Annotated in this window: 18 protein-coding genes and 2 tRNA genes; 7 read left to right on the top strand and 13 right to left on the bottom strand. The window is 58.7% G+C overall.

Translation table 11 applies throughout. From position 1 onward, the window contains the following. Positions 1-34 precede the first annotated feature (34 nt). Positions 35-694, top strand: a complete 660-nt coding sequence (locus tag QZL71_RS07300; protein WP_294648379.1) for a phosphatase PAP2 family protein — start codon at positions 35-37, stop codon at positions 692-694. 55 nt (positions 695-749) lie between these two features. Here the strand turns inward: QZL71_RS07300 and gluQRS are convergent, their stop codons facing one another. Both gluQRS and QZL71_RS07290 read right to left on the bottom strand, forming a co-directional pair. Further along, the gene (gene gluQRS / locus QZL71_RS07295; protein WP_294648378.1) at positions 750-1,730 is read right to left on the bottom strand and encodes a tRNA glutamyl-Q(34) synthetase GluQRS; all 981 of its coding nucleotides are present in this window, start codon (positions 1,728-1,730) and stop codon (positions 750-752) included. A 378-nt stretch (positions 1,731-2,108) separates the two neighbouring features. Further along, entirely contained in the window at positions 2,109-3,656 is a 1,548-nt protein-coding gene (locus QZL71_RS07290; RefSeq protein ID WP_294648377.1) for a PTS transporter subunit EIIC, read from the bottom strand. Between the two features lie 248 nt (positions 3,657-3,904). Between QZL71_RS07290 and QZL71_RS07285 the strand changes: the two genes are divergently transcribed. Beyond that, positions 3,905-4,516: a hypothetical protein gene (locus tag QZL71_RS07285; RefSeq protein ID WP_294648376.1), complete on the top strand. Its 612-nt coding sequence runs from the start codon at positions 3,905-3,907 to the stop codon at positions 4,514-4,516. A 77-nt stretch (positions 4,517-4,593) separates the two neighbouring features. Here QZL71_RS07285 and QZL71_RS07280 read toward each other — a convergent pair whose 3' ends face one another. After that, positions 4,594-5,718, bottom strand: a complete 1,125-nt coding sequence (locus QZL71_RS07280) for a DUF362 domain-containing protein (RefSeq protein WP_097776767.1) — start codon at positions 5,716-5,718, stop codon at positions 4,594-4,596. Positions 5,719-6,399: 681 nt separating this feature from the next. Then, positions 6,400-7,260, bottom strand: coding sequence for an undecaprenyl-diphosphate phosphatase (locus QZL71_RS07275; protein ID WP_256372191.1), 861 nt, complete (start codon positions 7,258-7,260; stop codon positions 6,400-6,402). A gap of 223 nt (positions 7,261-7,483) precedes the next feature. Between QZL71_RS07275 and QZL71_RS07270 the strand changes: the two genes are divergently transcribed. Genes QZL71_RS07270 through QZL71_RS07250 form a run of 5 tightly spaced genes read left to right on the top strand, consistent with a single transcriptional unit; the run spans position 7,484 to position 11,034 of the window. After that, positions 7,484-7,897 (top strand): potassium channel family protein, encoded by a 414-nt coding sequence (locus QZL71_RS07270; RefSeq protein WP_005937093.1) that lies wholly within the window; start codon positions 7,484-7,486, stop codon positions 7,895-7,897. Between the two features lie 16 nt (positions 7,898-7,913). Beyond that, on the top strand, positions 7,914-8,579 hold the full coding sequence (locus tag QZL71_RS07265; RefSeq protein ID WP_005937095.1) for a potassium channel family protein: 666 nt from the start codon (positions 7,914-7,916) through the stop codon (positions 8,577-8,579). Further along, on the top strand, positions 8,576-9,007 hold the full coding sequence (locus tag QZL71_RS07260) for a hypothetical protein (RefSeq protein ID WP_005937098.1): 432 nt from the start codon (positions 8,576-8,578) through the stop codon (positions 9,005-9,007). The genes QZL71_RS07265 and QZL71_RS07260 overlap by 4 nt, the downstream gene beginning before the upstream one ends. Next, on the top strand, positions 9,004-10,356 hold the full coding sequence (locus tag QZL71_RS07255; protein ID WP_294648375.1) for a PH domain-containing protein: 1,353 nt from the start codon (positions 9,004-9,006) through the stop codon (positions 10,354-10,356). Before QZL71_RS07260 ends, QZL71_RS07255 begins: the two co-directional genes overlap by 4 nt. Before the next feature lie 21 nt (positions 10,357-10,377). Then, complete coding sequence (locus QZL71_RS07250; RefSeq protein WP_120081274.1) at positions 10,378-11,034, top strand: HAD family hydrolase; 657 nt, start codon at positions 10,378-10,380, stop codon at positions 11,032-11,034. A 492-nt stretch (positions 11,035-11,526) separates the two neighbouring features. Here QZL71_RS07250 and QZL71_RS07245 read toward each other — a convergent pair whose 3' ends face one another. The 9 genes from QZL71_RS07245 to QZL71_RS07205 form a co-directional block, all read right to left on the bottom strand. After that, positions 11,527-12,849 (bottom strand): ABC transporter substrate-binding protein, encoded by a 1,323-nt coding sequence (locus tag QZL71_RS07245; RefSeq protein ID WP_097774088.1) that lies wholly within the window; start codon positions 12,847-12,849, stop codon positions 11,527-11,529. 98 nt (positions 12,850-12,947) lie between these two features. Continuing rightward, positions 12,948-13,655, bottom strand: a complete 708-nt coding sequence (locus QZL71_RS07240) for an ABC transporter ATP-binding protein (protein ID WP_005937160.1) — start codon at positions 13,653-13,655, stop codon at positions 12,948-12,950. Beyond that, positions 13,648-14,397, bottom strand: coding sequence for an ABC transporter ATP-binding protein (locus QZL71_RS07235; RefSeq protein WP_005937157.1), 750 nt, complete (start codon positions 14,395-14,397; stop codon positions 13,648-13,650). The genes QZL71_RS07240 and QZL71_RS07235 overlap by 8 nt, the downstream gene beginning before the upstream one ends. A 2-nt stretch (positions 14,398-14,399) precedes the next feature. Continuing rightward, entirely contained in the window at positions 14,400-15,455 is a 1,056-nt protein-coding gene (locus QZL71_RS07230) for a branched-chain amino acid ABC transporter permease (protein ID WP_249235273.1), read from the bottom strand. Position 15,456: 1 nt separating this feature from the next. Further along, positions 15,457-16,320, bottom strand: a complete 864-nt coding sequence (locus QZL71_RS07225) for a branched-chain amino acid ABC transporter permease (protein ID WP_005937151.1) — start codon at positions 16,318-16,320, stop codon at positions 15,457-15,459. A 1,196-nt stretch (positions 16,321-17,516) separates the two neighbouring features. Next, positions 17,517-17,588: transfer RNA gene (locus QZL71_RS07220), tRNA-Glu, on the bottom strand. Between the two features lie 92 nt (positions 17,589-17,680). Next, a tRNA-Met gene (locus tag QZL71_RS07215) sits at positions 17,681-17,757 on the bottom strand. Between the two features lie 203 nt (positions 17,758-17,960). Further along, complete coding sequence (serS, locus tag QZL71_RS07210) at positions 17,961-19,292, bottom strand: serine--tRNA ligase (RefSeq protein ID WP_005937144.1); 1,332 nt, start codon at positions 19,290-19,292, stop codon at positions 17,961-17,963. 86 nt (positions 19,293-19,378) lie between these two features. Beyond that, a partial coding sequence (locus tag QZL71_RS07205) for a ParB/RepB/Spo0J family partition protein (protein WP_294648374.1) occupies positions 19,379-20,024 on the bottom strand: 646 nt, incomplete at its 5' end.

Below are 20,024 nucleotides of genomic sequence, written 5' to 3'. Positions count from 1 at the left end.
GAGCTTTCACTTCTGCAAAAAGGAGGCTTTTTCAATGAAACGCAGTTGGTTTTCGCGCCATCCGCTTTGCTTCATGGCGCTGTATCTCATACTTTATCTTTCCGCATTCAATTTCCTGAACACCCAGATCCATATGCCGCACATCCTCGTGCACTGCCGGCTGGACGATCTGATTCCCTTCTGCAAATATGCGGCCATCCCCTATTTTGCATGGTTTCCGTGGATCCCGTTCACCCTGTTCTTCCTTCTGTGGAAGGCACCCCGGGAGGACTTCTGGCGGCTGTGTATGCCGCTGTTCAGCGGTATGACCATTGCGCTGGCCTGCTACGTGATCCTGCCCACCGGGCTGAATCTGCGCCCCTGCTATGTGCCGGGCACAGACATCTTCGCCCGTGCGGTGCGGTTCCTGTACCGCACCGACACACCCATCAATGTCTGCCCGTCCATCCATGTGTTCAACTCGGTCACGCTGATGCTTGCCTATCACCGCTGCCGCATCTTTGAGCAGCCCCGGTTCCGCTGGATGCGCCCGGCCGCTGATGTGCTGTGCATCTCCATTGTATGCTCCACCATGCTGCTCAAGCAGCACAGCTGCATCGATGCAGCGCTGGGCGCTTTGCTGGCGCTGGCACTGGATACCGCGTTCAACCGTATGATGGACACCAACGATCTGCCGCAGATGCGCCGCATCTAAATCTCTATAAAAAAGAAATGCGCTGTCATCGGGGGACAGCGCATTTCTTTTTTGTTCAGAACAGATCCTCCGGCAGGCAGACATCCCGCTTTGGCACCTTTGCCCAGGAAAAGTCCTTGATCAGGCTTTCCGGCGTGCGGGGTGCAGGCTCCGGCTGCAGGCCGTAGGCGTAGGCAAGCTTGCCCACGATCTCCTGCGCGGTATACTTTTCCCGCAGGTTTTCCAGACTCTGGTCGCCGTCGCGCTTGGAGAGCCGCCGCCCATCCGGGGCCAGCAGCAGCGGGCAGTGGGCAAACCCCGGTGCCTGCAGGCCCAGCAGGCGGTACAAATACAGCTGCCGTGCCGTGGACGAAAGCAGGTCTGCACCGCGCACCACTTCGGTAACGCCCATGCGGGCATCGTCCACCACCACGGCCAACTGATAGGCGAACACGCCATCTGCCCGGCGCAGGTAGAAGTCACCGCAGTCGTGCAAAAGATTTTCGGTGTGCAGGCCCATGCAGCCATCCACAAATGTGATGTCCTCGTCCGGCACCATCAGACGGTAGGCAGGGGCCTTCTTTTTGCGTTTTTCCTCAATTTCGGCAGCGGTCAGGCCGCGGCAGGTGCCCGGATAGACCACGTTGCCGTCCGAGGTATGGGGCGCGCTGGCCGCGTGCAGCTGGGCGCGGGAGCAAAAACACGGGTACACAAGGCCGCGCTCTTCCAGCTTTTTGTAGCTTGCGGTGTAGATCTCCGCGCACTCACTCTGGTAATAGGGGCCGTTCGGCCCGCCGGTGCTGCCGCCCTCGTCCCACGCAAGGCCCAGCCAGTCCAGATCCTGTTCCAGCAGGTCAGCATAGATGCGCGGGCAGCGCTCGGCATCCAGATCCTCAATGCGCAGCACGATACGCCCGCCCTGACTTTTTGCGCTGAGCCACGCCAGCAGGCTGCAGGCCAGATTGCCAAGATGCAGCCGCCCGCTGGGGCTGGGTGCAAAGCGGCCGGTTGGCGGCACAGGCTCTGTTTTCTGCGTAAAAACTGCTTGTTCTTGCATGTGTATCCTTTCAACCGCCGGACGATTTAAAATTGCCGACGCGTTCGCTTTGGCAATATCAGCGGAAATATTATTTTATATATTCACGTTTGTGAAGCGAAGCGGAACAATGAAAGCCCCAGTGGGGCTTTTAAGCGACCGAACGGTCTTGCGTCAGCAAGATGGAGGGGCCTCGCCCCGACAAGTTCGCGTTTGTCGCGCTCTGCGGAGCGCTCCAAACGCATTTTCACGGGAAGGGGTCGTAACGGGAAACGGCATGTTGCTGCTGTCGGCTTATCGCCGTCGCGCAGCGACTATAAATCGGCGGAACACAAAAAATCCTTTCGCTCTGCGCGGGAAGCCGCTTTTTCCCTATTATAGTTGCCCGTCCGCCAAAGGTCAACAGACCACCCTGTTCAGCCGCCGCTCCACCGCCTGCCGCACCTCCGGCGCGCGGATGCCGTACACGATCTGCACATCGCAGCCGCTTTGCACCACACCGCTGCAGGGCAGGGCTTTCAGGGCCTGCTCCTTGACGAAGGCCGGGTCGTTCACCGTGACACGCAGGCGGGTAAAGCAGTTGTCCACCGTGCGGATGTTCTCCCGCCCGCCAAAGGCTGCAATGAGCTTTTCTATTCCCTGCTCGTCCAGCGGCAGGGCCTTTTCCGGCCGGGACGGCTCTTCCGGGCGGCGGCCCGGCGTGGGCAGGTCCAGCGCCTTGATGAGCACAGTGAACACCACAAAATACACCGCGATCTGGGCAAGGCCCAGCAGATACAGCACCGGGTAGTTCGTGCGGGCCGCACCAGCAGAAAGGTTCATCACAAGCGACCCCAGAAGGTTCGAGGTAAACGCCGTGACTCCGCACAGGTGCAGCAGCACGATGAAGATGCCGGAGATGGCTGCGTGCGCCAGCCACAAAACCGGTGCCGAGAAGCAGAACAGAAAATCCAGCGGCTCCGTAATGGAAGCCAGCGATGCCGTAAAGGCCAGCGGCAGCAGCTGAAGGGCAGTCTTTTTGCGGCTGCCCCGCCGGGCACAGAAGATGAATGCCGCCGCAATGCCAAAGTAGCCGAAGGTCTTGGTAAAGCCGGTGTACATCCACACGATGCCATCCGAAAACGGCAGGCCGAGGTTATATTCGGTCATCATGACCACATAGGCACCGGTATAGGTGACGCTGCCCACCATAAGCTGACCGCCCAGCTGCGAGAACTGGAACGGCATATACACCAGATGATGCAGCCCTGTAGGGATGAGCAGCCGTTCCAGAAAGCCGTACAAAAACAACCCGATATTGCCGGAAGCGGCAATGAAGCCGGTGACGGCCGCAATGGCCTTCTGGATAGGCGGCCAGACAAAGCAGGCCCCAGAGCCCAGCACCGCCGCCAGTGCCGCCACGCAGGCAAAGGACCACCGCACACCGGAGAACACACCGCCCAGAATGCCGCGGTGGGCTTTTTCGCAGGTGCGGTCATATACAAAGGCGGTGAGCAGGCCCAGCAGAATGCCGCCGAACACGCCGGTGTCCACGGTCTGGATGCCCAGCACCATGGTCTGGCCTGCGCTGTACAGGCCGGTAAGCGCATCCGGCTGCGCCAGCAGGCCCAACTCGGTCAGCGTTACATTGCCCGCTGTCAGGTAGACAAGATAGCTCATCAGGGCGATGAACGCCGCCTGATGCTTTTCCCGCTTTGCCAGCGCCGCCGCAAGACCGGTGCAGAACAGCACGCTCAGATTTGAAATGACCGCCGTGAAACATTTGTAAATGATCCTGCCCGCCAGCTGCACCGGCTCCCACCGCAAAAAGGGCAGCACCCCGGCCAGCGGCGCACTGGTGAGCAGTGCGCCCACCACCAGCAGCAGGCCCGCCGCCGAAAGATAGCTCAGCGGTGCCAGCATTGCGCGGGAGAACCGCTCCAATGCGGCTGTGATGCAGTGCTTCATGGGCGTTTCCCTCCTTTCCGGCTGACGTGGGCAGACACTATACTTGTAGTCAACCGATTTTTGCAAAAAATGTCAAGAATGCAAAGTTCCCAAAAATGCGTTTCTTCTTTGTGCAGGGTGCATATTTCCCGCTTGAAATTCGTTCTGCGCTGTCCGATTGACAACCGCCGCGGCAGAACGTATACTTAGGGTGTATCGTTTTGAAGTGCTGCGGCCCGGCTGCGGCACCGCTCAAGGAGGACACTACTATGAAATTGAGATATGCCCGCATCCTCTCGCTGCTGCTCTGCGCAGCGCTGGCCTGCAGCATTCTGGCAGGCTGCGGCGGCTCAACCGCCAGCAGTTCCGAAGCGCCAAGCTCTGCCAGCAGTTCTGCAAGCTCCGCTGCTTCCGGCGAAGACCTGCCTGATTCCACCACCCGGGCCGACACCTCCGGCCTGAACCCCGGCGATTTTGACGAGAACTCCATCTTCTCCATCACCGGCACCGCTGCCGCCTTTGAGCCTTGTCTGGGCTGGGGGCCGGGTGTTTCCGGCTGCTCGCTCAAATCGGTGATCGCAGCGGCATCCCTGCTGCAGTGGGCAGAAAACGCCCGCCTTGCCTCCCGCACCCCGGAAGCCGTGCAGGAAGCTTTCTACAGCTGGTACGACACGCTGGACGCTGATGAGCAGGAAAGCTTTGCCGAGGCCTGGACGATGATCGAGCCGGACGCGCTGAGCCTTTTGAGCGACAAGGACAGCATGGCTGGCCGCATTGAGGATGCCGGCCTTGACCCGGATGCCCTGCCCGGCTGCACCCTGAAGAACTGGCAGGCCCTGCAGACCGTGCTGGACGACTGCGTGCCCGCAGCGGGCCAGTGAACCCAACATAAAAAGAAGCTGACCGGGCTGGTCAGCTTCTTTTTGTTTTTGCGAAAAGGCCGGGGCCGCCTGCGGCATCAGACCTTCTTCAGCACATACTGGCGGGTGCCCATGCCGATCTTTTCGGCCTGCTCCAGCGTGGCCTTCCACTCGATATTGGGGTTGGAATCCTTGAAGTTGTCGTGGTGGCAGTTCCAGCCGGGCTTTGCAAGGTTCTGGCCCAGCTGGCTGTTCGGCAGCGGCTGGGCATTCAGGCAGGCATCGGCGCAGGCCTGATCCAGCGCCACCGGATCAAAGGATGCAAAGATGCCGATATCCGGCAGGATGGGTGCATCGTTCTCGCAGTGGCAGTCGCAGTTGGGGCTGATGTCCTGCACCAGAGAAACATGGAAGCAGGGACGGCCTGCGCATACGGCAGCCGCGTACTCGGCCATCTTGCGGTCCAGCATCTCATTGGCGCTGTCGCACTGGGAATAGATAGCGTCAAAGTTGCAGGCACCGATGCAGCGGCCGCAGCCCTTGCACTTGGTCTGGTCAATGACGGCCTTGTTGTTTGCATCGTAGGTAATGGCATCGGAGCCGCACTCCTTGGCGCAGCGGTGGCAGCCGCGGCACAGGCTCTGCTGCACCTCCGGGTGTCCGGCGGCGTGCTGTATCATCTTGCCCGCGCGGGAGCCGCAGCCCATGCCGATGTTCTTGAGAGTACCGCCGAAGCCGGTGGATTCGTGGCCCTTGAAATGGGTCAGGCTGATAAAGATATCCGCATCCATGATGGCGCGGCCGATCTTTGCCGTCTTGCAGTATTCGCCGTTCGGCACCGGCACCTCTGCTTCATCGGTGCCGCGCAGACCGTCCGCAATGATGACCTGACAGCCGGTGGTCATGGGCCAGAAGCCGTTCAGCTGGGCGCAGGTGAGGTGCTCCAGTGCGTTCTTGCGGCTGCCCGGATACAGGGTGTTGCAATCGGTCAGAAACGGCAGACCGCCCTGCTCCTTGCACAGGTCAGCCACCACCTTGGCGTAGTTGGGGCGCAGGAATGCCAGATTGCCCAGCTCACCGAAATGCATCTTGATGGCAACGAACTTGCCATCCATATCAATATCCTTGATCCCGGCGGCGATGCACACGCGGCGCAGCTTGTCCAGCAGACTGGTGCCCACAGGACAGCGGAAATCTGTATAATAGACCTTGGATGCTTCCATAGCAGTTTCCTCCATTTTGTTTGCGCGGCACGCTGCCGCATACTCTCTTATTTTGTAGTATAGCACATCTTTTTGCAAAGAAAAAGTGCTGTCGTAAAGGGCGGCGGGCACACCTCTGTGTCCCACGATCAAAATGGCCTCCGCTGATCGCTCTGGCCATATTTAGCGGAACTATTATTTCATAAGTAAAGAAAGCCGGAAATCTGCGGATTTCCGGCTTTCAATTTTCACGGGAAAGAGTCGTAGCAGTCAGCGGCATCTTGCAGCGCTGGCTCCCTGCGGGAGCGTTCGCGCAGCAGAAAATGCACAAGCTTATCCGCACGGCTCGTCGCGCAAGCGATTCAAAATCGGCGGAACACAAAAAATCCTTTAGCGGAGCGGCTTGGATTTTTTGTATGGAGCCCAACAGCTTTGGGGTCTAAAAGGGGCGAGCAGCCCCTTTTTCATGGATCCAGCGCGTTGAAATCGCTGTGACCTTGCCGCGCTGAACACGCGGCATTTGCTTTGCAAACCGGTCTGCGGCTTAAAAGCCCCACTGGGGCTTTCATGCCCTGCGGGCACCGCCGTCCTTTCTGGTTCTCTTTTGGCACGCAAAAGAGAACCTCCCCGGCGGCGATGCATCTTGCAAAAGGCATGAAACCTTAAACACGCGACTACGCTCTGTGCGGGAAGCATTCTAAATCAGAAGATTGCCGTCGCAGCCGCCACTGCCAGCACAATGATGCCCAGCACGATGCGGTAGGCACCAAAGAACTTGAAATCGTGGCGCTTGACGTAATCCATCAGGAAGCGGATGGCGGCAAGGCTCATGCCAAAGGCCACCACACAGCCCACTGCCAGCACAGCCACCTCGGTGCCGGTCATCACAGAACCGCCGACAACGAACTTGACCACCTTGAGCAGGGATGCGCCCGCCATGACCGGGATGGCCAGATAGAAGGTGAACTCTGCCACACAGGCGCGGGACAGGCCCAGCAGCAGGCCGCCCACGATGGTGGCACCGGAGCGGGAGGTGCCCGGAATGATGGCCAGACACTGCCACAGGCCAATGATGATGGCATCGCGGTAGGTGATCTGCTCCAGCCGGCTCACGTGCGGCGCGGCGCGGCGGTTCTCCACAACAAAGAACAGCGCGCCGTACAGAATGAGCATCGCGGCAACCGTGATGTAATTGTAGAAGTGAGCTTCCATCCAGTCGTCCAGCGGGCTGATGATGAGCACCGGGATCGTGGCCGCTACCACCTTGAACCACAGGTTCCACACGCTGGGCTTGGAAATGACTCTGCCCTGCTTCATGCCAAAGGGCCACAGCTTGCCCCAGAACAGCACCACCACGGCCATGATGGCACCCAGCTGGATGACCACACGGAACATGGACATGAACTCTTCGCTTGCGTTGAATTTGATGATCTGTTCCAGCAGGATCATATGACCGGTGGACGAAATGGGAAGCCACTCGGTAATGCCCTCCACAATGCCCATCAGGATGGCTTTGATGATCTCAAAAAACGTAAGTACCCCTCCTTGTGCACAAAGGCACAGCAGCTTATTTTCTTCCAGTATACCATACTATGTCTCTGCACGCACGCAGAATGCGAAAATTTTTACGCCCGCCGCCACTTTTGCCCTGCAGGCTGTTACTGCGCCGGGAAATGTGTTATACTGATGCAAAGACCCTTTTCCTTTTATTTTATCCGCAAATCAAAACAGCGTTTAAACACCCTTGGTATTTTTGTTGAACTATTCTACAACGAGGTGAATCCATATGAATATTCTGGTGATCGGCTGCGACCAGGTGGGTGCTTCCCTCATCCGCGATCTGGAACGCATCGGCCATGATATCTCGCTGATCGAAAAGGATCCCGAACAGCTCAAGCGTCTGGATGCCTTTGACGACTACAGCTTTGGCGGCACGGCTCTGGTGGGCGACCCCACCGACCCGGATACCCTGCGGCAGGGCGGCATTGACAGCTGCGATGCCGTGGCCGCTGTGAGCGAGGACGACTCGGTAAACCTGATGGCGGCACAGATCGCAAAAAGCATCTTCCGCCGTGAGAAGGTGATCTGCCGCGTGTCCGACCCGCACCTGCAGGTGCTGTACCACAAGGCTTACGAGATCGACACCATCTGCCCCACGGTGCTCACCGAGCAATCGGTGTTCCGCGCACTGGCAAAGTAAAAAGTGAGGGAAGCATATGAAAGTTTGTATCGCAGGCGGCGGCAAGGTGGGCATGTATCTGGCCCAGAGCCTGCTGGCCCACCGCCACAAAGTGACCATCATTGAACCGCAGGAAATGCTGTGCCGTTCGCTGGCCGATTCGCTGGATATCCCGGTGATCTGCGGCGATGCCATCAGCTTTGACACCATGCGCACGGCCGACGTTGCCAGCTGCGATGCCTTTGTGGCCGTGACCGGTGCGGACGAGAACAACCTTGTGGCCTGCCAGATCGCAAAGCGGGAGTTTGGCGTGAACCGCACCGTGGCCCGGGCCTCCAACCCCAAGAACCGGGAGCTGCTGCACACCTTAGGCGTGGACACCGTAGTGTGCGGCACCGACAACCTGAGCCACATCCTTGAGCGCGAGATCGAGACGGATACCATCCGCCAGCTGCTCTCGCTGGGCGGCGGCACAGCCAGCCTGAACGAAATTTTGCTGCCGGAGAACTTCAAGTTTGCAGGGCAGGCGGTCAAGGACATCCCCATGCCGGGCGACGTCATTCTGGTGTGCATCACCCGCGATGCGGAGTTCATCATCCCCCACGGCAATACCACCTTACTGCCGTGGGACCGCATCCTCTGCCTGACGCAGGATGACACCCTGCACCTGCTGATGGATGCCTGGGGCCTTTCCGACAAATGACCGAACGTGACCTGCTGCGCACGGCGCTGATCATCCCGCCCAAGGGCCGGGCCGTGCTGTGCGTCTGGGCCGCTGTTCCCGGCGTGTTCTGCGCGCCTTTTGTGTTCTGGCAGAGCCTGTTTGCCGGGTGTATTTTCTGTGCCCTGTGGGTGTGCCTTGTGTTCGCCGCATGGGCAAGAGCCTGCAGCTTTACCGCAGTGCTCACCGCCCGGAACACTGCCGTGCGGGCCGGTATCGCCGTTCCCATCACACGGCAGCTTCCCCGCCGGGCCGTGACTGGCGTGTGGACCCTGCGCACGCCGCTTCTGTGGCTGGCCGGGTGCAGCGTGCTGGTGGTTCACGGCCCGGGCGTACAGCTGTTCCTGCCGGGCGTGGATGCCCTGCAGGCGCAGGCCCTTGCCGCTGTGCTGATGGAGGAAACGCCATGACCGAACGCGGCTTCCACCCGTTTGCGGTGCTGCATTTTCTGCGCAAGACCATCCTGCTCTATCTGCTGCCGCTTTTGCAGGTGCTGTTTGCCCGCAACTGGGCGGCGCTGCGCACGGCTCTGGTGCAGGGCGCGGCGCTGCTGACAGTGCTTGCCGCTGTGAGCGCCGCCGTGCTGCACGCAGGCCGCTGGCGGGTGGATGCACAGGGAACCCTGCGGGTGCGCTGGCGGCTGGGCGTGCGGCTGGACCGCTGCCTGAAAGCCAGCCAGCTGGCAGCGCTCACCATCGAGCGGCCCCTGCTCTACCGGCTGGCCGGTGCCAGCCGGGTGGTGCTGTACCCTGCCGGGCAGAAGCGCACCCTGACCCTGCTTTTGAGCGCGCAGAACGCGCAGTTTTTAGCTGACCGCATGATGCCGCGCCGGGATGCTGTGGCCCACACCCCGCGCGGCGGCGAAAAGCTGGCCTTTGCGGTGCTGGGTGCCAACGGCCTTTCCACCCTTGCTTTGCTGGCGCTGGCCATCAAACAGAGCAGGCCCTATGCGCCGGATGCCCAGACGGCAGCCTTTGCCCACCTGAACCGCATTGCGGCGTGGGCGGCGCGCTGGCTGCCCATGGGCACAGCATGGCTGCTGGTGCTGGGCGGTGTGCTGTTCTGCGCAAGCCTTGTGCGCAGTGCGGCCCATGCGGCCCATTACACCGTGTGGCGCACCGAGAGTCACCTTGGCAGCAGGGGCGGCTTTGTGCGCCGGTATGAGATGCGCCTTGCGCTGGAACATCTGAGCTATGCGGACCTGCGCCGCTCGCCTGCCACATGGGCGCTGGGCTGCTGCCCGGTGTTCGTTACAGCAGGCAGCTGCCGGCCGGAGATCCCGTTGCTGGTCTGGCGGGAGGACGGCCCCTTTCTACAGGAGCTGCTGCCCGGCTTTGTCCTGCCGCCAAAAGCCCCGGTGGACACCGCAGGCCGCAGCATCCCGGCGTTTTTTCTGCCTGCCGGCATCCCCTGCGGGCTGTGCCTGCTGCTGACAGCGGTATCCCGCTACACCCTGCCTGCGCTTACGGTGCCGCTGCTGGTGGTCACTGCTGTGTTTGCCGCCCTGCTGGTGGGTGCGTACAACGGCTGGCGCAAAGAGGGCATCTGGCTGCAAAACGGCCGCCTGACCCTGCGCTGGCAGCACGGCTTCCATCTGCACGACATCTGCGTGCTCTGCCCTGTTCCGGCCCTGACGGCCATGCAGTCGCCATGGGCCGCGGCGGTGCACCGCACGAATCTCACCCTCACCTTTCCGGGCGGGGTGAAGTGCAGGGTGCGCAGCGTAAAGTGCATCGAATTGCCTTTTTTGCTTTTCTGAAACTGTAAGGAGTCTTTTTCTGTGATAAAAACTGTATTATTCGATCTGGACGGCACCCTTCTGAACACCATCGACGACCTTGCCGATGCAGGCAACTGGGTGTGTGCACAGCATGGCTGGCCCACCTTTACGGTGGAACAGTTCAAGCACATGGTGGGCAACGGCATCCCGAAGCTGGTGGAGCGCTTTTCGCCGGAAAATGCCCGCACGCCGGAGCAGCTGGCGGCCACGCTAGCTGAATTCACTGCCCGGTACGACGCCCACAAGGAGGACAAGACGGCCCCTTATCCCGGCATCCCGGAGCTGCTGGACGAGCTGCGGGCACAGGGTGTTCAGTGCGCAGTGTTCTCCAACAAGGCCGACCCGCTCTGCGGCAAGATCATCGCCCACTATTTCGGCACCGGCCGCTTTGCCGCTGTGCGCGGCAACAGGCCCGGCGTGCCCACCAAACCGGACCCCGCCGGGCTGTATGCGCTGATGGACGAGATCGGTGCAGACCGCTCTGCCACCCTTTTTGTGGGCGACAGCGATGTGGACATCCTCACCGGGCACAATGCCGGGCTGCCCGCCATGGGCGCGCTGTGGGGCTTCCGGGGCCGCGCAGAGCTGACCGCTGCCGGTGCGGATGCACTGGCGGCAGTGCCGGAGGATATTTTTACCTATATCCAGAAGAGTTGACGATTTAGAATGCCCTCCGTTTTACTCTGGGCATGTTTAGCGGAAAATTTATTTTTATTTGCAGCTCAGAAAAATCTGCGGATTTTTCTGAGCTGCTTTTTCACGGGAAGGGGTCGTGGCGGGAAGCGGCATCTGCTGCTGTCGGCCTGCGGCCGTCGCGCAGCGACTTCTGATTGGCGGAACCCCCAAAAGCGGTTAAGAGATCTTCACGCCGAACAGGCGGGAATCTCCAGCTTTTTGGGGTGGAGCCTACTGCTTTGGGATTATTAAGGGCGAGTAGCCCTTAATTCGTGCCTCCCGCGCTTCGAAAGTAGCGGGTGCTTTTCTGGTTCTCTTTTGGCACGCAAAAGAGAACATACCCGGCGGAGAACGACTTCATAAAAGCCACACAGCCTATCCCCTACTCGAATACGCTCTACACGGGAAGCAACACGCCAAAAGGCGAGCCGCCCATTGGGCGGCTCGCCTGCTGTGTTCTTTGGGGTAACTTTATCAGCCCAGAGTGACTTCCTGAATCTTGGAGGAAGCGAACTCGAAAGGCCAGACAGTCTTCCACTCCTGATCCTGCACCTGTGCGATTGCAACAGAAGCGTAGGTGTTGTCACGGTAGTGCTTTGCGCCGCCGATCTCGTACTCGGGAGCGAACTCGATCTTGGAGTAGGGCAGAACGATCTTGCGGCCGCCCTCGAATGCACCGTCGATGGACAGCTCTGCCAGAGCGTCGCGGACGGCAGCACCGTCGGTGGAGCCAGCCTTCTCGATGGCGGTCTTGAACAGCCACACAACGGTGTAGGACTCAGCAGAGTGACCGTTCATGTTGACGTTGTAGACCTTCTTGAAGTCCTCGTTGATCTCCACGCCGTTGGTCAGGTCGGGGTTGAACTCGACAACAGAAGCCACACCGTTTGCGGATGCGCCCAGGTTCGGGATGAAGGAAGGATCGGTGAAGCCGTTTGCCTTGGCAACGATCATCTTGGGCTTGTAGTTCTGCTCCTTCAGGGTCTGGACGAACAGAGTAGCGTCGCCGATGTAAGAGTCGCACAGGATGGCATCGGGATCAGCCTGCTTCAGAGCCAGCACCTGAGAGGACAGGTCGGTCGCGTTGGAGCTGTAGTCCACCTCGGCCACAACATCCAGACCGTAATCGGGTGCGAACAGGTTGACGCAGCGGATCAGCTCCTGACCGATGGCAGCCTTATCGGTGAAGATGGCGACCTTCTTGATCTCGTTGCCAGTCTGCTCCTTGGAGTCCTGCAGATACTTCAGCATATCTTCCACGTAGACGGAGTTCAGCGGGCACAGACGGAAGAAGTAATCGTAGTCCTTGTGGTCCTCGTCGGTCAGACGGTCCAGCGTGGAGATAGCGGTGATCATGGGGATGCCGTACTGCTGGCAGACCTGAGCCACGACCTCGGTAACAACGGACATATGGCAGCCCATAATGACGTTGACACCTTCCTGAGTGATCAGGCGCTCTGCCTCAGACTTACCGGTGGCTGCGTCGCCTGCGTGATCACCGCGGACAACTTCCAGCATCTGACCGTTCACGCCGCCTGCCTTGTTGATCTCGTCCACTGCGAAGTCGATGCCGCGCAGGATGTTCTCGCCGATGGCTGCGTTGCCGCCGGACATTGCGTAGATGGTGCCGATCTTGATGGTATCACCGCTGGCTGCTGCAGTGCTGCCGGATGCTGCGGTGCTGGTAGATGCTGCAGTGCTGGTGGAAGCGGAAGAGCCGCCGCAGGCGGTCAGAGCAGCTGCGCTGCCCAGAACAGCGGATGCCTTCAGGAAGCTTCTACGAGAGATCTTTTTCATAATTGTCCTCCATTCTGTTTGTAAAAAACAGCTTGTTAATCCGAGATGCCCCGCCGCACCGTGTGAAGTAGTGCCCGCCGGACATCCAGTTTCCAAAATCAGATGCCGAGGTACGCCTTCTTGACGTGCTCGTTTGCCGAAAGCTCGGCGGCGGTTCCTTCCAGTGCCACGCGGCCATTCTCAATAACATAGCCGCGGTCAGCCGCTGCAAGGGCTTTGGTGATATCCTGCTCCACCAGCAGCACCGAGATGCCGTCATTCTTCACCATGGTCTTGGCCACTTCCAGAATGTCGTCCACGATGTTGGGGGCAAGGCCCAGACTGGGCTCGTCCAGGATCAGCAGCTTGGGCATACCGATCAGCGCACGGGCCACGGCCACCATCTGCTGCTCGCCGCCGGACAGGGTGCCGGCAGCCTGCTTTGCGCGCTCGCGCAGTTTGGGGAACCAGTTATAGCACTTTTCCAGATTTTCTGCAAAATGCGCCTTGGTCTCCTTATTGAATGCACCCAGTTCCAGATTTTCCAGCACGGTCATCTCGGTAAAGAGCTGACGGCCTTCCGGCACCTGCACGATGCCGCTGTCCAGAATAACGCGGGAGCTTTTGCCGGAGAGGTCCTCCCCGTTGAACTCCACCTTGCCGGAGCTGGCCTTGACCATGCCTGTGATGGTGCGCACCATGGTGGTCTTACCGGCACCGTTGGAGCCAAGGATGGCAACGATCTCGCCATCCTTCACCTCAAAGCCGATGTCCCACAGGATGTTCACAGAGCCGTAACCGGCGTTCAGACCTTCAACTTTAAGCACTTGCGCCCTCCTTTTTGGTGCCCAGATACACCTCCATGACGTAGGGATCGTTCATGACCTGCTCGGGCGTGCCCTCAGCGATCTTTTCGCCGTGGTGAAGGACGATGACCTTCTCGCACAGGCTCACGACCGCCTTCATGATGTGCTCGATGAGCAGGATGGTGACACCGGACTCGTTGATCTTGCGGATCAGCTGGATGGCCTCTTCGGTCTCAGCCGGGTTCAAGCCTGCCATGTTCTCGTCCAGAAACAGCACTTCGGGCTTGGTGGCCAGAGCGCGGGCCATCTCCAGACGCTTCTGGTCCGGCGTGCCCATGTCCTTGGAGATCACATGACGCTTTTCGTACAGGCCGGTGAAGTGCAGCACCTCCATGGCGCGCTCCTTGGCCTCTTTTTCGCTCTTTGCACCGGCGTGGCCGAAGTAGGCGGCGGCGGTGACGTTATCCAGAACGCTCAGGTTCTTCAGAGGTTTCATGATTTGGAAGGTGCGGGCGATTTTCATGTTGGTGTACTCATACGCCTTTTTGTTGGTGATGTCCTCACCATTGTAGAAGATCTTGCCTTCGGTGGGCGGGTAGTAGCCGCAGATCATGTTGAAGGTGGTGGATTTACCAGCACCGTTGGGGCCGATCATGCCGGTGATGGAGCCTTTCTCCACCGAGAAAGAAACATCATGCACGGCGGTCAGACCCTTGAACCGCTTGGTCAGGCCCTGGACTTCAATAATAGGCTTTTCTGCCATGATTACTTCCCTCCCTTGTCTGCCATCAGCTCATACTCTTCCAGCACGTCCAGAGACGGCTTTTTGAGGATCTTTTCATCGATGAAGGTCTTGACCTTCGAGTTCATGTACCAGCCCAGAATACCGGACGGACGGAAGCGGATGACCACGATCAGCACGATGGCATACATCAGCATGTTGATGCCGGGCAGGATGGCGGCAAAGTTTGCACGCAGCAGTTCGCTCAGCGGGATCATGATGAGGCCGCCGATCAGCGGGCCTTCGATGTAGGCAGCGCCGCCCACGACTGCCGGCAGCACGATCTCAGTGGACTTGGACTGGATCATAACATCGGGGTCGATGTAGCGGATGTAGCTGACGTAGAAGAAGCCGACCAGACCGGCAATGATAGCCGAAATGACAACGGCAATGACCTTGTACTTGGTGGGGTTGATGCCGATGGCGGCGGCTGCGTCCTCATCCTCGCGGATGGTGCGCAGCGCAAAGCCCAGCTTGGAGCGGCCGATCTTCTTCATGATGAGGTAAACGCCCACCATCATGATGAAGCCGATGTAGTAGTACGGCACCTTGCTGGTAAAGCGGAACTGCGCAAAGGAGTCCTTGCCGAAGGGCAGGCCCACGCCGGATGCGCGGCCGAAGAACTCCGAGTTGATGATGAACTGACGGATGGACTCGGCAAACGCGATGGACACCAGCGTGAAGTAGGGGCCGCGCAGGATCAGGCTGGGGAAGAAGATGACACCGGCCACAACGCCCACAACGAGCATATCCAGCACAGCGGCCACCCAGGGGTTCATGCCGGTCTTTGTGACCACCAGACAGCACACATAAGCACCCAGACCCATGTAAGCGGCCAGACCCAGCGAGTTCTGGCCGGTGATGCCGCCCAGAATGTTCCACGCCATGGACAGGGTGGACATATAGAAGGTGAGAACGAAAATGTTGATGATGTAAGGTTTATCCACGACCAGCGGGATCGCTGCGAAGATGGCGACGATGATAGCCAGAACGATCGCCAGATTGCGGTGATAGGTTTTAACTGCTTTTCTGGTATCCATCTTATCGCCTCCTCAGAATCATGACCTGACGCACGACCAGAATGATGATGAAGGTGACGAACACGATCATATCACTGTAGGACGGGCTGATGAACAATGCACTCATCTGCTCCAGCAGGCCCAGGAAAATACCGGCGAAGAATGCGCCGGGGATGGAACCCAGACCGCCCACGACCACGACGATCAGTGCGCGGAAGCCGAAGCTTGCGCCTGCGGTGGGATAGATGGTGTAGAACTGGGTCAGCAGAGAGCCGGCGATACCGGCCAGAGCAACGCCCAGACCATAGGTCAGGATGTAAATTTTCTTGACGTTGATGCCCACGACCTCAGCACCAATGGGGTTCTGGGATACGGCGCGGATCTGCTTGCCGGTGGTGGAATACTTGAGGAAGGCAAACAGTGCAATGGCGACCACGATCAGGATCAGGAAGCTGACCAGACGCGGCAGCGCAATGGTGACCGGGCCAAGCGGGATATAGGTCTGCGAATAAGGGGTAATGATCTTATAATAGGTGGAACCAAAGATGACCAGAGCGCCGTTGGTGAGCAGCAGGCCCAGACCGACGGTGAGGAACAGCAGGTTCGTAAAGCTCTTGGTCTTGAGCGAAGGGGTGATCAGAGTGGACTGGATCAGCGCACCCAGACCGAACATGAGCACTGCAACGATGGGAAGGGCTACATAGGGATCCACCCCAAAATAGGTATACAGAACATAGGTGATATACATGCCCACCATCAACATTTCGCCGTGGCAGAAGTTGACGATGTTCATAACACCGAAAATGATGTTCTGGCCCATACCCATCAGGGAGTAGAAACCGCCCAGCAGGATCCCGTTTACCAGTGCTTGCAAAAAGACTTCCATTGACATCCTCCTGTTCTAAGCATCAGGCGATGGGAACAGATGATGCAAAAACTGCACGCTGCATCCGCCACCGGCCTGTACTCGTGATTGAAAACCGCCCTTGTGGACTCCATTTCCTCCCTTCTGCTCGTACAATTGAAATATCATCTGTATTGTAACGTAAGTGCAGCCTGTATACAAGATATTATTTCTATCAAACTTTGTCATGAATTTATATGGAAAGTGCTAGAATATTCCAGAGTTTTTGGTGTGCAAGTCAATTTTCGCGGTTATAAATGGAGGATTGATGTCAAATTGACATAATTTTGTTACTATTTCAGGTCGGAGATCTGCGGAAAAATGCAGAAAAGCCCGGCAGAAGAGCACCTGAACGTGTTCCCCTGCCGGGCTTTTTATCCATAAAATGGCATGTGGTATTCAAGATGAAGGCGCGCCGCCGCCCTGTCTCGGGTTGTGGTTCCCAGCGTATGCTTCACGCCTTGGAGCGGCGTTCGCATCCCGCTGACCACGGCCCCAGCTTTGCTTCCCTGTACTCCCCTTTTTGTCGCTATGCGACATCTTCCCCCGACCGGGGGAAGTCTTTGCTCGCTGGCGGCGGTCAGCTCAGCTGCAATTCCCGTACGGGTCAAATTAAAAATCCCCCGAACGAATGCAGCGGCAGCTACCACATTAGACATTCCTAGTCGTTGGGACCTGCAACAACGACGACCGCGGCCAGTGGCCGATGCAGGGAGGAGTTGTTGGGGCAGCGGCCAGCAAGACGCAAGTGCCGCCCAAGGCACGCGCGGATGCTGGGAGCCGCAACCCGAGGCACTAAGCAACAGCCCACTGGGCTGATTGCTTACCCTGCTGCGCAGGGCCGTGCTGTTCGATTCCTGTACGGGTCAAATTAAAAATCCCCCGAGCGAATGCAGCGGCAGCAACCACATTAGACATTCCTACAGGATGGGACCCGAACACTAAAAAAGAGCCCACTGGGCTCTTTTTTGCCGCCTGCGGGCGGCCGTGTTCCTTCGATTCCTCGTACGGGTTGCATGAAACAGCTACCACATTAGACATTCCTGGTCGTTGGGACCCGCGCACTAAGCAACAGCCCACTGGGCTGATTGCTTACCCTGCTGCGCAGGGCCGTGCTGTTCGATTCCCGTGCGGGTCAAATTAAAAACGCCCTTGCGCAATGCGCAAAGGCGTTTTTATGACCCGTACGGGAATCGAACCCATGTTACAGCCGTGAAAGGGCCGTGTCTTAACCGCTTGACCAACGGGCCTTAGAAATACAGAGCTTCGCTAAAACCTCCGACTTCCATCGTCCACTACTGCAGACGACCGTCCCCCTAACCTTAGCGAAACTCTGTAAAAGTGGTAGCGGTAACTGGATTTGAACCGGTGACACTTCGGGTATGAACCGAATGCTCTAGCCAACTGAGCTATACCGCCACATATTGTTTGTGCACTTGAACAGTGCTCTATTATTATACCCACAGATACCCCTTTTGTCAACACATATTTTTAAAAAAATCATATTTTTTCGTGTCGTCCAAAATACAAACGAAGATACGCAAAAATCCCGCTTTCCATTGAATAGAAAGCGGGATTTTTCAACCATTTATCCGAGCCTTGTGGAAAAGCCGGTCAATTCTTCAGCCCTTCTTATGGGTGGGAACCATGACCTTCAGGCCGCCCATATACGGCTGCAGCACTTCGGGGATGGTCACGGTGCCGTCGGCCTGCAAATGGTTCTCCAGGAAGGCGATCAGCATACGCGGAGGTGCCACGCAGGTGTTGTTCAGGGTGTGGGCCAGATAGGTCTTGCCGTCCTTGCCCTTCACGCGGATGTGCAGGCGGCGTGCCTGTGCATCGCCCAGATTGGAGCAAGAGCAGACCTCGAAGTACTTCTGCTGGCGGGGGCTCCATGCTTCGATATCGCAGCTCTTCACCTTCAGGTCGGCCAGGTCGCCGGAGCAGCAGTTCAGCTGACGCACCGGGATCTCCATGCTGCGGAACAGCTCCACAGAGTTCTTCCACAGCTTCTCGTACCAGTCAGCGCTCTCGTCGGGGCGGCAGACCACGATCATTTCCTGCTTCTCGAACTGATGGATGCGGTAAATGCCGCGCTCCTCGATGCCGTGAGCGCCCTTTTCCTTGCGGAAGCAGGGGCTGTAGGAGGTCAGGGTCAGGGGCAGAGTGGCCTCGTCCAGAGTCTGGTCGATGAAGCGGCCGATCATGGTGTGCTCGCTGGTACCGATCAGGTACAGGTCCTCACCCTCGATCTTATACATCATGGCATCCATTTCCGGGAAGGACATGACACCCTGCACCACGTTGCCGTGCATCATGAAGGGAGGGATCACATAGGTGAAGCCCTTGTTGATCATAAAGTCGCGGGCATAGGCCAGCACAGCCTCGTGCAGGCGGGCGATGTTGCCCAGCAGATAGTAGAAACCGTTGCCGGCCACGCGGCCTGCAGCGTCCATATCGATGCCGTCGAAGCTCTCCATGATCTCGGTGTGGTACGGAATGGGGAAATCGGGCACCACAGGCTCACCAAAGCGCTGTGCTTCCACGTTGTAGGTATCGTCCGGGCCGATGGGCACGCTGGGATCGATCATCTGCGGGATGGTGTACATGATCTCCTGAATGCGTGCGGACAGGGTCTCTTCTTCCTTTTCCAGCTCAGCCATCTTGTCGGCATCGGCCTTGACGGCGGCATTGTTGGCATCGATCTGAGCCTGCAGCTCGGCCTTCTGTGCCTCATCGGTGCACTTCTTCAGCTGGCCGAACAGGGGGCCGTTGGCCTTGCTCAGCTTGTTGCGGGCAGCCTTGAGGGCTTCCACTTCCTTCAGGCATGCGCGGTACTTGGCATCCTTCTCGATGACCTCGTCCACCAGCGGGAGCTTTGCATCCTGAAACTTCTTCTTGATGTTTTCCTTGACAGCGTCCGGGTTTTCACGGACAAATTTGATATCAAGCATGATTGACTCTCCTTGCTCTATTTCGGTTCGCACAGAAGATCCCCTCCCCTGTGCCGTTCAAAGACGGTCGCCCGCCTTGGATCGCTTTATTCTTCGTTCTGGTACTGTCCCAGCAGGTTGGCAAAGGCCCGCAGCTGCTCGTCTGAATAGAAATGCACGGTCAGCCTGCCCTTGCCGTCGTGGTAGGCCACATTCACCTCGCTGCCCAGCACCTGCTTGAGGCTTTCTTCCACCTCCACCGGCAGGGTGCCGCGCGGCTGGGGCTCTCTGGGCTCCTTTGCGGGCTTTGCCAGCTTTTTGCACAGCGCCTCGGCCTGACGCACGTTCAGCTGGTTGTCCGCAATGATCTGCGCCGCCTGTTCCTGCAGCTCCGGCGTGGGCAGGCTCAGGATCACCTTTGCGTGGCCGATATTGATAAAGCCGCTTTTCAGCAGTTCCAGCACGTTTTCCGGCAGGTTCAGCAGGCGCAGGCTGTTGGCCAGTGCGCTGCGGCTCTTGCCCAGCTTCTGTGCCGCCTGCTCCTGCGTCAGGCCGCAGCGGGTCATCAGCTCCCGGATGCCGGTTGCTTCTTCCACCGGGTCCAGATCCTCGCGCTGCAGGTTTTCCACCAGAGCCAGCTCCATGGCCTGCTCGTCGCTGACTTCCTTAATGACCACCGGCACATCGTTCAGCCCTGCCATACGGCAGGCACGCCAGCGGCGCTCACCCGCCACGATGCTGTAGCCGCCGCGC

It is taken from the genome of uncultured Faecalibacterium sp. (genome assembly GCF_900066275.1).
Classification (GTDB): Bacteria; Bacillota; Clostridia; order Oscillospirales; family Ruminococcaceae; genus Faecalibacterium; species Faecalibacterium taiwanense.
This window is presented reverse-complemented; position numbering and strand designations above follow the sequence as displayed.